Consider the following 15,149-nt stretch of genomic DNA (forward strand, 5'->3'; position numbering starts at 1 on the left):
CAAAATGGGGACATTTGGAACACGTGTTCTAAGTAAAGTATCCAAATAAACCACCATTTCGCGCGACTTTGAAGAAGAGAATATGGTAACTAGCGTTCTAAGAGGGGTTTCATAGCATAGTGCCTAATCGGTAAAACGCGACTCTTGCCTTCCCTAAGTTTAATATAGTTAATTAACAATAGCAAATCATCACACAGAGCATTGTGTTGACGAGGAGAGCAAGAAATCACGAATTTCACGGAGTTAGTAACCGGTCAGGTTAGTTTCTTGGTTCTCACTCGTATTGCTTTTTCACCGGAGGTAGTAAGTTGCTAACTGAGAGAGAGAATAGAATCAAGATAGTGACGGTGCTCATTGTCGCAGTATTCATGTTTGGGCTGGTTCCGCAAGCAGTCTGGGCAGGACAGGCCTATGAGCAAGGAAACCAAGCCATTCCAGAGCCCTTTGATGGCTATGACCTCGATTGGATCAATATTTTCTATGATCCCAACGATGAGGTCATGACGAGAGTCGCAGAACTAGTTCATGAAGTAATATCCTATCGATTGAACAACATCCGACTTGTCCAGATTTCATCGCCTCAAGATGTAGAATATAATCTGATGGATAGGCCATGGATGGCAGTATACGCATTTGATTCGAATCTGACAGGAGTTTCCTTCGAAAGTCGATTCGTTTCTTGGCGGTCATTCTCTCAGATTCTATCTGCAGAAAGACAAACCCAACATATTGTGGGAATGGGGAACACCCTTTCTCTTCAGGAGTATCTTGATTCTGATGATTCTCACATTCACATCAATGAAGCCCAACAAACCGATGCCATATTGCTTATGATGTATGACATCTGGACGGTTGCATCTATTGTAAAACAGAAAGCCGATGTGAATGACGAGTATGCAGGTGCTGCAAAGGATCTCCGGTCAATAGCTACCAAAATATACGCAGACAACTTCAATGCATTGTTCAAAGCCCAGGCGAATCCTACAACTCCAGTCGGGCAAGTAGATGAGGCTGCTAGAAAGAAGAGAAAAGAGAAAATGTGGGAAGAGCATGCACCCGCAATTCGCCCGGCAAAATATAGAAGAACAGAGAACGGGAGCCTTGTTGAAATCCCACCCGGTGAAGTCCCAGAAGATTTCTCACCCACCATGAAAATAAGCTCGGAGGCTGAGCTGGCGGATGATGATTTTGTTCTTGGTGAACTACCTCTTCTCTCAGGCCTCAGAGGCCCGATTGGTGATATCGTCGATATCTTGCTTGAACTCCTAACTGACAAGGGGAAAACGGTACTCTCAATCCCCGAAGGTGTTATGGAGACTGTCAAGGAGGCCTTTGGGAGTATACAAGAACTAGTAGGACTTGTTGATGATTTTGATGCTGAAAGCGTTCTGAAAGAACTCCTACAATCGCTTGCCAATGAATTCCCGTTTGTAGAAAATCTCAAGCCCTATCTCGATGTTCTCGTCAAGTTACTTTTCAATCTTAGAGGTGAAGTTGAAGATATAGTCCCAGTAGTCACTGAGCTGATTGAGGGTCTGTTATCGGATGTTCTTCCTCCAGAAGCCCTAGACATGGTCGAACTTGTTCTGGACATGGGTTCTTCACTTCAAACCACAATTGAAGCTGCAAGAGAAAATGGAAAGAGCATTTTCAATGTCTTGGTTTCACATTTCACCGATCAGCTGTTCTCTAGGACTCTGAATAAAACACTCGTAGCAACTCTATCAATGTCACAGACCAATGCAAATACCATTCTTACCAAAGCAGACGATTTCATTGGTCCACTCATTCGTTACATAGTCAGTCAAGATGCCCAGAAACTGTTAGAAGAACTCTACGGTCCACTTCTTCAAAGCGTATTGGAATCTGTCTCATCCGCAGCTGAAGAAGCTGTGGGAAAAATTGATTCCGTAATAATGCTTGGTTTAACTCTAACCGAACTAGTCGACAATTTTGATGAAGAGAGCATCGCAACCCTCTTGCAAGAAACCCTTATCGAGATTATCGGCTCTTCAGGAATCACTGACACAGCTGAGAATTTCGCTCAGGATTTACTTGATGTGGTGAAAAGATACAAAGAACAAAGTCTCAGCAGCATTTCAGATTTTAGAAACGAAACATCTACAGTTATTGACAACGCTGTAGATTCTACCGTCTCCAGTAGCACGCGAGCCATAATTGAAGATCTTGTGCTTTTGATTGCAGGATTCCATAATGATGGTTTCAGCCCAAGTGACGTACCTGATATGTTTGAGATAGCCGAAGCTATACTGGACGAATCGGACCTTCCAACAGATACACTGAACGACTTGAAAGACTTCCATAATTCAGTGGTCCAACCCACACTCCTAACTGTTGGAGAACTAACTGATAACGACGGACTAAGAAAACTTACATCACAAACAGTTTCACAGTTTCAGACAGAATTCAGTAGCTATTCTGCAGTTTTCATGCAGGTTGTAGAATACTTCGATGCTGATGACTACCTTTCTTCTATCCCTAATTATGAGAATACGTTGGAGACAGCAGGGCAATTCTACCAAGTTGTGATCAGAGTTTCGGGAGCAGCAAAAGGCCAGTCCTTTGAAGGCGTTGTACAATCTGTCTGGCTATCAATCAACGGAATAATTGGATACCATCCATCATTTGATAATGTCCCCATTGATGCATACCTAAATCTTCTACAGATTCTCTTTCCAGAGGCTTTTGGTCTTGAAAGAGGCGAAGCACCACGCCCAAATCAAGTTATAGACCAAGTTATGGAAGCAGCCCAAGGAGAATTGAGCGGGGCAATAGACCCATCCACACTTGAGGTCTTCCTTGAATTGGTCATGGAGGTAAAGGGGCTCTTTACAGAAGGTCTTGATTGGATTGTCGGAAAGATTCTGGATTGGTTGCAGGGACTCATTCAACCGGTCATCAAGAATCTTGAAGATGCGATAACGAGTGTTCTTGGGGAAAATCAGGAGCTACTCGGATTTCATAACACTCTCCCAATAGGACTTGGCTCATGGTCATTATTCGATTTAAAGGTCGACCTTGGTATTATTGCCAACTTCGCAATTGACGCTTCACCCCTCTTTGATATGGTGAAAAGCCTGATACTGGATGCTCGGCAAGTTTTCAGTCTAGACAATCTTGGAGATTTCTTTGGGATTGTGTTCAAGTTCTTTGAAATATCACCGCAGTTTTATGCAGAACTAGGTGTTGCTGGATTTGATACCGCACAGAACCCCTTCATGAAATTCCTTCTAGAAGCACTGGGAGTTTCTTTGTCTTTCAGTGGGAGCGCCAAATTCGTACTCAACCTCTTCACATTCAAGGGTGGAGTCTTTCAGTGGGAGAACTTCATGAGGATTGTAGAATGGGCTCTCAACATCAAGGTCGAGATTTCACGTACCTTCACGTTGCTTGATTTCCTTACTGGTGGTGTTGGTGGCGGCGCGCTCAACACCGTAGCCAAATTCCTTGGATTGGACGCAATTACAGTGACCATATTTCTAGGTGTTGAGCTGATAATTATCAAACAAGCTGCAACGGCGACCATGCCTGAAGTATCCACATTGACTCTCATCTTGACTCTAGGTGCTACTTTACACATAGGAATCAGTATCGTCATTGCATCCCTCGACATAGATGGTACACTTGAGATCATTCTAGAGTTCTTCCAGAACCTTGCCAATAGCGCACCAATGCAAATCACGCTCAGGTTGATACTGACACTGAAAATCAAGATTACACTAGCCTTCTCAGATATCAAGAAGAAATGGGTCTGGGAGGTTCCAGGGTCTCCCTGGGATCTGTCTCCAAAATCTGGAGATGAGGAATATGAGGAATCAGGGGTAGGTTTCGACTCGGATGGTGACGGACTATCCGACACGTATGAGGAGGGCGTACCTGGTCTTGATCCGTCAAAGACAGATACTGATGGTGATGGTGCCTCTGATAAGCTCGAAGTACAGACCATGGGCACAGATGCCACAGTTCCTGACGAGGACAACGATGGCCTCCTAGACGGGGAAGAGTGGGAGTTAGGAACCAGCCCAGTCAACTCAGACTCGGATTATGACGGAGTGAACGACTTCGATGAGGTAAACAAGTACAAGACAGACCCGCTGTCTCAGGACACAGATGGGGATGCCCTGAGTGATGCGTACGAAATCTTCACTCCATGGAACATCTCTGGAATCACACCCACCGTAACCGAAGTTGTCATTGGCGGAAAGACCTACAATGATAGAACTGATCCACTTGTGGCAGATACAGATGGCGATGGACTTGTTGATGGAGATGAAGGACCAATGGGCGATTACTACGGGCTTAGCTCGCTCTACAATGAGTCTGACGATGCCGTTGATGGTAATCCGCTGATTTTCAATGACGGGTATACGCACCCCCTTGATAGTGATACTGACGACGATAGCTATCTTCAGCTCTACAACGGTGACATCGACCAGCAAGCACTGACCTTCCTCAAGGACATGAACGATGGTGCAGAGGTTGCAGGTTTCACCATCACAGTGTACGACGAAAACGGTGAGCCAGAGAAGAAGAAAGTAGTAACGAATCCTGTGAATCCAGATACAGACGGCGATACCGGAATCGAGGACCGTACACCGCAACCGGGCGCATGGATAAACAGTGACGGTTACGAGCTCGCTCAGACACCGCCAACAGATCCTACAGACGGGGATTCTGACGACGACGGCCTCATCGATGGCTTGGAGGGTGTTCTGAAAGAGAATAGCAACCACACGAATGCAAACGACCCAGACACGGATGACGATGGACTCTATGACATGGAGGAGTTGCTCATGGGAACTGACCCACGTTCTGCAGATACGGACGGGGATCAGATTCCAGACGGAGAGGAGTTCTTCACTTTCTTCACCAATCCAAGAATAGCAGATTCTGACTTCGATGGCGTCATTGACGGGGAAGAGGTCTATCTTTGGCATAGCAATCCGTTATCTGACGATTCGGACGGGGACGGACTACGAGATGGCCAAGAGATACTGGTGTTCGGTTCCGATCCTATGGACGAAGATGGCGATAATGATGGATTGAGTGATTTCGAGGAGGCCAAAATCTGGTACACGAATCCATTCGAATACGATTCTGATGGAGATGGGCTTTCTGACGGGGAGGAGGCGTTGGAATGGGGTTCGGATCCGCTGAACTGGGACACCGATGGTGACTCCATCAAAGAACCCAACGAAGATGGTGAGATGACGTGGCCCATGAACGATTACCACGAGGTCAGAATCTACGGCACCAATGTCACCGATGCTGATAGTGATCTAGATGGCTTAGGGGATGGGTTGGAATTGTACCTAGCATCGGGTCAAATACCATGGACTGAGCCTATCATGATTGACCCAATGATGCATGATACAGATGGGGATGGGTTGGCAGATGGTTCTGAAGTACGGCTCAAGAACGTGACAGATATCATCTATCCGTACAGGGCAGAAACGCTGTTCTATCCGTACAATACGAGCCCAACTGAATCAGATACTGATAGAGACAATATTACAGATTACGAGGAGGTCATGGTCTGGAACAGCAATCCAGCCCATAACGATACGGACAATGACACATTGTCGGATTGGCAGGAAATCTATGTCTACAATACATCTGCTATCTACAATGACACAGATGGAGACGGATTACTCGATAATGAGGAATCACTAACACCTGTTTATCCACTTACCAACGGAACGCCTCCATTCTTCCTAGGAGCGGCAATAGCACAGGATTCCACCTACGAAACGGATGCACTCAACCCTGATAGTGATGGAGATAATCTGCCGGATGGATCTGAGGTTGATTTCTACGGTACATCGCCTACGGATAGCGATTCGGATGGCAACGGCGTGCCAGATGGCAGGGAGTTTGATACTGACCAAGATGGTTTGTCGGACGGCCTCGAATTCCAAATCCATACTGAATACGCTCCGGGAGGAGGATTCCGGAACCCAGATTCTGATGGAGATGGCCTCCTTGACGGCGATGAATACTATACCTACGGAACTTCACCCACAGAAGCTGATACTGACGGAGATGGCTATTCTGATGGCACAGAAATCTCGATTGGAACTGATCCACTAACATATACAGATCAAGAAACTTTCGAGTTGAGACTTGCTGCAAGGCGGGGCGAGACGACTATAGATGTACTTCTCCCCAAGAATGCCACTGAAGTTTACCAGAATACACCTGTACGAGCGGTTAACTATACCAATTTCGTAAGCATGTGGGTTACCTACAACAACGGTAGTGGCTGGAGCGAGCCTATACAACTGGTCTATGATTCTTCGACCCAGCAATGGTACAATGATACTGTTACATGGCAGCCTGGAGAGTATGAGCTCCGTGTATACGGACAAGATGCTGAAGGCGGTCATCACGTAAAACAAGTCTCATTCTTAGTGCAATCTGGCTACCGACCGTTAATACCAATGTGGATGCTGCTTGCCATAGGAGCCGTGGCAGCAGTAGTGGTTATCGCCATTGTCGGCTACAAAACTGGCTTCATAGAACGACTCACAAAACGTTTCAAAGATGAGAGTGATACTGATGGAAAGACGGAAAGCGCTACAACGAAAGAAGAGGAAGAAAGCCCGAAGGACTCAGAGGAGGGAGAGGATTAGATGAAGCATAGAGTTACATCAATCATTCTACTTGCATTTCTATCAGTAAGCGTAGTCTCCATAGTACCAGCCTTACCGGCTACAAACACTGACGGAGATGTGGTTTCTACTCCATCTACTCCTCTGAATGATGTACCCGAAGATATTGAGCCAAAGGTTAAGGATCTCCTTGCTGATGAGCAGCAAACCAAATATCCTGCAGATACTGATATTGGAAAGGCGCTCGGTAATAGAGAGAACCTCTACAGCAAGGTCTTTGAACCTTGGAAATCGAAGGCAGCCATCCATTCTGTCGCCTATCACGAAGAAACTGGATTCCTGGCACTAGGCGGAGGATATCTCTATGATAACGAGATTCACATCTATCGCTTGAATACAGAAACTGGCTATTTCGATAAGGTCTGGGATAGTGGGGACGGAATCATCCAGAGTGATGTGCTTAGCCTTGACTTTGCTGACACCGACTTGAATGATTTCCTCGAGATTGTGGCTGGAAGCTCTGATGGGCACTTCTATGTGTTTGAGCAAAGACACATCTATGATCCCGAGACCAACACCGAGAACATGTTTGACCATGTGTACACTTCACCGTGGATGTTCCGTGTTTTCGATGTTGAAGTAGAGGATGTCGATAAAGACTACCGCCCAGATATCATCGCGGGAACATGGGAAGGTGTGTATCTGTTTGAATATGACACACACTCTGGCTATCCATTCACAGAAGAACATTGGATTGAGTACAGACGGGTATGGCACTCGGGCTCTTTGAATGGAGAGAGAGTATATTCCATAGAGGCGGGAGACAGCAATAACAATGGCCTTCCAGAGATCATTGCTGGAACTCGCGAAGGCACTGTATATGTTTTCGAGAACGATGGGCTCACGACGATAATCAACGGGCAGCCGTTCCCCCTTGTGCAGGATAATGCTTACTACCTGAACTGGACAAGTGAGAATTACACATGGACGCCAATTCGAGATATGGCTCTAGGTGAACTTGATGGAACCTCGGGAGATGAAATCGCACTTGTTGCTTCTGGACAGGGAATATTGACTCTGGACTGGAATAGCAATCGGAGAACCTACGATTACGAGAAGGTCTACAAGGAGTATGCTGAATGGGAAACCTTCGGACACTGGGCATTGGATTATTGGGTTGATAAAGTCGTTCAAGCAAAGAACGTCACCTATCACGACCCAAATAATGCATCCATCGTGGAATCCGAACCTATCAATTACGTATGGGGCGGGTCATACTTCATTCCAAATGCAAGTGTCTATCCATACAATACTGGTATGGCTTGGGAGACTGATGGCAATTATTCCACATTTGACTCGAGCATAGCTGGGGTTGACAATGCAACAGCTATAGTTGATTTTGGTAAGGATGAAGAAGGCACTGGGGGAGCTAACTCGATGCCAGATATCATTATGGCATTCAGGAATACCTTATCGACAGATGTTCTTGATGATTTGAACTTTTCAGTTGGTCAGAGTTCAACAGATTTTGAGCAGATATCAGCTGACCGTTTCACAATCGATGGTAACTTGCTGAGGATAGATGTCGACGATGCGCTTCAACGAAGAAAATGGGATTGGTTTAGGTATGCCAAGATTTCCGTCTTCAATGGAGCTACATACGAAATCAATTCACTCGAACTCCAACAGGTCTACAATCTTCTTACAGACGCCCTATCAGTGACTATTGGTCCATTGAGGAGGAATGCATATGCATATTTCTCAGGGACTGAAGAATCAGACAAAATCATAGCTGGCACTGCAACGGGCAAGTACATCGGGATTTCCTATGATTCCATGAATGACGATTTCGATATCATTTTCGATTCCGGAGAAGATGAAAGATACACAGAAGGAACAGGAATCTGGGACCTAGTAAACGTTCAAACAATGACAGATGTACCAATATGGAGGTATTTGTTCAATCCTAATCCAGATGGCTTCGTTCCGCCTCTGTTTCAAATCCCTTCAGGAAAGGCCTATACTTCTTGGAGCTATGGTAGACACAATCTGCTTGGAGCACCAAACTATTTTGTAGGAACCAATGAGAGCGAGATTGCTGCCTTAAACATGCTAGGGCAAATGGATTCTGAAATCAACTCGTATCTCAGCCCTGTGAATACGTATCTTTCAGGAGCGGGAAGTGAGAAACCATCAGTGGCTGTTGAAATGCCATTCATAGACACCAATCAATTCAGTAGAATGCCTGTGGTAGCAGTGTCATCATATGACCCTGGTGTGAATCCAACATGGTCAGCAGCATCGCTTTCAACGGCAAAAATCAATTTCTTCTATCGAAGTACCCAGAATACGTCAGCACCGTTCTCAGAACGGGTATCAATTTCCGATGTTGATACTACTGGTGCTATAACAGAACTCCTCGGGGTTTCACAGACCACTCCAAAGATGCATTTTGTGGATGTTGATGGAGATGAAGACAAGGACATGGTATTTACGAATGGTCGGGTCTATCTTGCAAGAAACCTCTTGCAGGAGAACGGGGGATACACCAATGATTTGAGCCTCAGCATTGTCCATGACTACTTCAAGGGCATAAACGATGTTGCTCCGGGGAAAGGATGGGGTCAACCACATATGTTTGATCTTGATGATGATGGTGATCTCGACATTATTATGAACTACGTTGACCGTGCAGGGGCGACAGCCTTCCTCAACGAAGGAACAGAGCAAAATCCTCACTGGGTTGAAGACGACAACATCTTCAGCAACAACCGCCCACAGACGAGCCTTAGATACAACAACTTCACCGATATCCGTATTGTACCTACTGGCAAAGGATATACTCTTGATGTCTACGCGGATGTAAACAATTTCGATGTTGATGTCGATTACACTATGGTTGCATATGATTTAGATAACAGCTACACGCTCTGGGCTGAACCGATATTTGATGCAGTTGACAGTTACATAGCTGCAACGTATCCACGGGTCGTCAGGACCGAGATGAGTCTAATGTATGGTGGTGGACAAGACTTCCTGAACTTCGGTTTCAGAATCAGGGAATCATGGAGTACAGATGATGACCTAGATGAATGGACACTAACAGTTGATTCGGGGGACTTAGATGATGATGATAACGGAGAGATCGTCATAGGTGACTATGACAATAACGTCTACGTCTTTGAGAATCTCGTGAATAACACATACAAGCGCATGTATCAATCATTTGACTTGAATCATACTGTCACAACCGATGAAAGTCCATATCTCTATGATGAACTGGAAGGCATATCTGGTGAGTTCACACGTAGAATCTGGGATCACGCAAAACACCTCTTGGCAGGAGTGGACCTCGACAAGGATGGCCTGAAGGAATTCATTGTAAGCTCAGGCTTGCAACTCTACGTTTTCGAGGACATGAACCTAACCGGAGGGGACCAGATGGAGTTTGTGTACTCCATAGACCTCAGAAACTCAGAATTCGTGGGTGAACCGGGTTGGAACCAAGTTGAGGAGATAACTGCTATCGCACAAGGTAATGACCTGGACTACGACTCCCGCAAAGAGCTCATAGTAGGCGCAGGACCATATCTCTTTGTGTTCAATGTTCCGAATAATGATTTCAATGGAACAGAGAAAAATGACTATTTCGTAACGCAGCCCAGTCTCGATGGTAGATATTACCTTCTAGGAAACCCCTATTCCGACAAGTACGAGTACGCTTCCATTCAGACAATTGCTGTAGGTGACACCGACAATGATGCATATCGGGAAATTATCCTTGGTGGAACCAATGACACCCGCTATCAGCGAGAGACCGGATTTGCATACATCTACGAATCACAAGGTGGTACATTCCACAAGGTGTGGGAGGCACCACCGGAGGTGGTCAAATGGAATCCTGTATCAGTTATCAAAATCGATGACCAAGACTATGATAGCTATCAAGAAATAATCATTGGCCACACCAAGGGATTTGACATCTGGGAATGGATTCCTGCGACAGATTCCAAGTATCAGAAAACGGAGTACGTAACTGCATCTCCAAACTACCCCATTATCCCGGTCAATCATACATTGCGAGGAACGGAATCTTTTGACATCACAGACAGAGCTCATTCAAGTCTGACGAACGGCAGAGGTAGTTTCAGCAATTACGTGATGCATGTCTATACCAACGAGACCATTCCTTCAACCGAAACCAATGAAATCCAGGAAAGCAAGCTCTACTGGAAGAAATATGACAAGACAACAGGTGAATGGTCCTTTGGACAGCCGCTTTACGCTAATCCATATGGTGAGAAGGGTGAACTCGGTCATGACGACCAGCCCACAGTAACTACTACTGATGCTGGAGAAATCTATGCTGCATGGAGAGTGGTAGACGAATTCGGTGATTGGTATCTGTACGCTGCAAAGTTCGATATAGCAACCGAAACATGGCAAGATCCACTTAGATTAACAAGCGGAGTTGGGTACGAATATCGGCATTATCCAGAAATCTTCGAGTTCAACTCAACACACATGGGTATTGCCTATGTAAAGCGTATCATCTGGGGAAGTGATGTAATCCCCATTTCAAGCGTCCTATACTTCAGCAAAGGCATGACGGCAGGAGTTACTGGTCACGAGATATACTTCAAGCAAGTTGGAGATCTATGGGTCCACTCGATATCCATTACTCGAACCGATGAAGGGAATTTCATTTTAGCCATGGCTGCAGAAAACCGAGGGCTCAACAAGCTGGACTATGATATCTGGACACTTGAACTGAACGGCAGTATGTGGGCAGGGAACAACAGCATTCATCAAGCAACCTCATCCCGTAATGATGAGCTCTTCCCCGACATTGACCAGCTTGAATCAGAAGACAATTCACTAGTGGTCATATATGAATCGGTAACATCACCATATGAGAGAAGGATAGGTATGGCTGCAAGTACCGATGGGGGGTTGAGTTGGGGACATCAAGATAATCTGAATGTTATTCCCAAATTTGTCGAAAGGATAGAGCATCTAGACACAGGTCAGGTCTCGTATCAATGGGACACATCGGTCTATACTGGTCTACGATCTTTCTCACCAACAGTCGTAGCAATGGATGGAGAAGGATTCATGTATGCCTTCGTTTGGACATTCAGCGAAGCGCAGATCAATTTTGCTGACTACACATTCAATCTGGGTTGGCCGATGTATGGCATCAATCCACAATCAGATTGGACAGGGAACCACTTAGGCCCTGTAAAAGACCTTGATACTGGTGATTCGGATAAAGATGGTAGAAAGGAGATTGTAGCTGGATGGGATAACCAAGTTGGATCATACGAGCTCAAGTCCTCCACTAACGAAACAGGATTCATGACCTATCGGGAGGTCTGGTTATCTGAGACCTATGAGAACTCGTTCAATGGACTGACCGTCTATGACTCCAACGGGAATGGCTGGCCAGAGATTGCTGTTGCCACAGGTAGGGGTGATGTGTTTCTCTACGAATACCGGAAACCATCATCTGGTGCTACTGACTTGGTCTTTCCGGAACAGACCCTGAATACGAGCGTCGGTATCTATGGATCACTACTTACCATCAACAAATGGGACTTCGATGCTGATTCGAAGGAAGAAATTCTACTTGGATCGCAGATAAACGGTAGTCTCATGGCCATTGATGATGACGGAACAACACTATGGGAGAATACAGACGCTACGGGCAGGTACTTCTGGATTGACCTTATCGATCTCAACAATGATACTGCTCCAGAGGTCATTGGTCGATCCCAAGACACTCACCTCTATGCCATTGACGGTTCTACCGGCAATCAGCTCTGGAACTACTCTGCAGGTTCAGTCTACATCTACGGTGTTGACGGGGGCGATCTCACAGGTTCTGCAGATACGGAGCTCACGATTGGACTGTCTAACGGCAGTTTGGTGGTACTCTCAAACCAAGGTGATGTTATAGCAAGCCATAATGTGGCTGGAAGCGAAATTTATGGTGTTGAGCTTGGCCGCTTCACGGAGAGTAATACCACGCTTGCAGCCTTTGGTACGTACGGCGGAGAATTCACAGTTGTCAATCCACTTAATGGAACAACTGTATACACGGCTTCCAACATCATCCGGGGAGGGAGTTGGCCCAGTGAGATACATGCCTACGATTTCGATGAAGATGGAGTCAAAGAACTGGTCTTTGGGGACGAAGAAATCCGAATCCTTTCACTCACAACAGGAGAAATCTACTTCAACTCGACGGCCTACGGCGATATTCACCATGATATATTCATTGAGGACTTCGATGGGGATACCAATGTGGAGATAGTCTCCTTCACACAATACAACGGTGTCTTCATGGTTGAACCTAAGGGTGGTGTCACCCAATGGCATTATGATCCAGAGATTAGTGTGCTTCAAGATATAGATGTAGGATACTTAGGCGGGACAGGAACCCTAGACATAGCAGTTGTTAGTAGTGGAGGGTATACTGTTGCGCTCGATGGTAAGAATGGCATCCCGATGTGGTTCCATGAGCTAAGTGAGCTCTATATTGGAGGCGTGGCGGCGAATCTTACAGGCGGGAAATACGACAGATTAGCTGGGTCTAGTACATCAGGAAGGGTGTTTGGTTTCACTAGTCAGGAACAGCCAGCACCGGTTCTGGAACCAGCCTGGGTAGCCCACTCCGAATACATCACCTTCAATACTGGCAAAGAAACTCTTGATCAAGGAATTGCTGAAGATTTCAATGGAGATGCTGTAGACGAGATTCTGGTCAGCAATTTCGATAGGCATCTCAATCTATGGAATGCAACGACAGGCGAACTCATCTGGAACGTAAGTTTCAATGAGGGAATCGATTCAATCAGAGTTGGCAATGTAGATGGCTCAGGATATTTGGATGTGGGAGTTCTTCTCAACGAGCTATTCGTGATTGTGAAAGGCGAAAGCGGTGCGAATATCACTGAATTCCAGGTTCCAGATGGGTTCCAAGTTGCAGACTTCTACATAGATGAATTCAACGCAGGACACACTGGTGATGAACTGGCTGTAACATATGAGAGATATCTACCCTACCTCGGCTATGTAGCATGGTACGATGATTCAGGCTCAGAGATGTATCGTAGCAAGCAGAATGTAACAAACTGGGGCAACTCCATGGCTATTGGGCGATTCACCAATAGCGGAACCCTGGATGTGGCCATTGGTGGCTACAATAACATCGTGAAAGTATTCAGAGGAACTGATGGCAGCTATGTACAAGAGTACAATCTTGGAGATTACATCTACGAAATTGTTCCAGGATACTTTGATGGAGACAACTATGAAGACATAGCTCTCCGTGGAAGCGACTATGACATTACCGTAGTGGAACAAGCGGGGAATAGCATGCTGTTTGACGTACCTGTGGATTCAAGATTCAGGAGCTATCACGCTGCTGACGTGGTGGCCGGAGACGGAGTGGATGAGCTGCTGGTGAACATTGAGGAACTCGGTATCATAGGATATGATAACGCTGTTAACGAGGTATGGAGATTTGACTCCGCTACGACCCTGCCAGAGCAGCTGGCATCAGTACGGATCAGCGATTGGGGCAGTGATGGTGTAGAAGACGTTGTATTCACAAACTGGAACTACATCAATGTGATAAATGGCTCAACTCAGAATCTAGCATGGCACTATCTTGGCTCCGATGGTGTCTATGATCCGATGATAGGCAATTTCGACTCAGCCAGTACTCCAGAAGATATAGCATATCTATCTGACAGTAAGGTGGTCATTGTGTCCGGGTCTGAAACACCGTTGACATCACCTTCATCCCCAGAAGCAGCCGAGCTTGAACCATCAATCATAGAGCAGATAGCATCCACCTCGATTGCTGTCACTCCGCTCATATTGCTGATGGTGGCACCACTGAGTATCTACTGGAGAAGAAAGGAAGAGAAATAGAATCCAATCTGATTGGAGCGGTCGTGTCCCGGCACATAGGAGTCCTTGATTCCCAGCCGGGTATCTTCCTTTCCTGTCTTGCGGCTATGGTGGGCTAGTGCTTAGATTCAGTAGCCTTTGCTCTCATTCTCCGATGATTTTTATCAAGACGCGCTTGGGACGCCGTCCATCAAACTCCCCGTAGAAAATTCGTTCCCAAGTACCCAAGTCAAGCTTGCCATCAGTTATGGCAACAACGACCTCACGCCCCATCACCTGGCGCTTGAGATGAGCGTCACCATTGTCTTCGCCCGTGCGATTGTGCTTGTATTGACTGATTGGCTCATGAGGAGCAAGATCTTCAAGCCACCGCTTGTAGTCTTCGTGAAGGCCGCTCTCGTTATCGTTTATGAAGACACTTGCAGTGATATGCATGGGATTTACGAGACACAAGCCTTCCTGAACACCACTTTCTTCAACGGCCTCCTGAACCTGGGGCGTCATGTGGATAAAATCCATTCGTTTGGGCACATTGAATGTCAGATATTTTGTATGACTTTTCATAATAGGACAAGACACAAGTTATCGTAAAAGGGT

Annotated in this window: 3 protein-coding genes; 2 read left to right on the forward strand and 1 reads right to left on the reverse strand. The window is 45.9% G+C overall.

Annotation, left to right across the window (positions count from 1 at the left end; translation table 11 throughout):
* Positions 1–308: 308 nt before the first annotated feature.
* Both GF309_11145 and GF309_11150 read left to right on the forward strand, forming a co-directional pair.
* Entirely contained in the window at positions 309–6,653 is a 6,345-nt protein-coding gene (locus GF309_11145; protein MBD3159335.1) for a hypothetical protein, read from the forward strand.
* Positions 6,654–14,573 (forward strand): PQQ-binding-like beta-propeller repeat protein, encoded by a 7,920-nt coding sequence (locus tag GF309_11150; GenBank protein ID MBD3159336.1) that lies wholly within the window; start codon positions 6,654–6,656, stop codon positions 14,571–14,573.
* Between the two features lie 123 nt (positions 14,574–14,696).
* On the opposite strand, the gene GF309_11155 is transcribed toward GF309_11150, so the two are convergent.
* Positions 14,697–15,116, reverse strand: coding sequence for a YjbQ family protein (locus GF309_11155; GenBank protein ID MBD3159337.1), 420 nt, complete (start codon positions 15,114–15,116; stop codon positions 14,697–14,699).
* Between the last annotated feature and the right edge of the window lie 33 nt (positions 15,117–15,149).

This window comes from Candidatus Lokiarchaeota archaeon (assembly GCA_014730275.1).
Lineage (GTDB): Archaea > Asgardarchaeota > Thorarchaeia > Thorarchaeales > Thorarchaeaceae > WJIL01.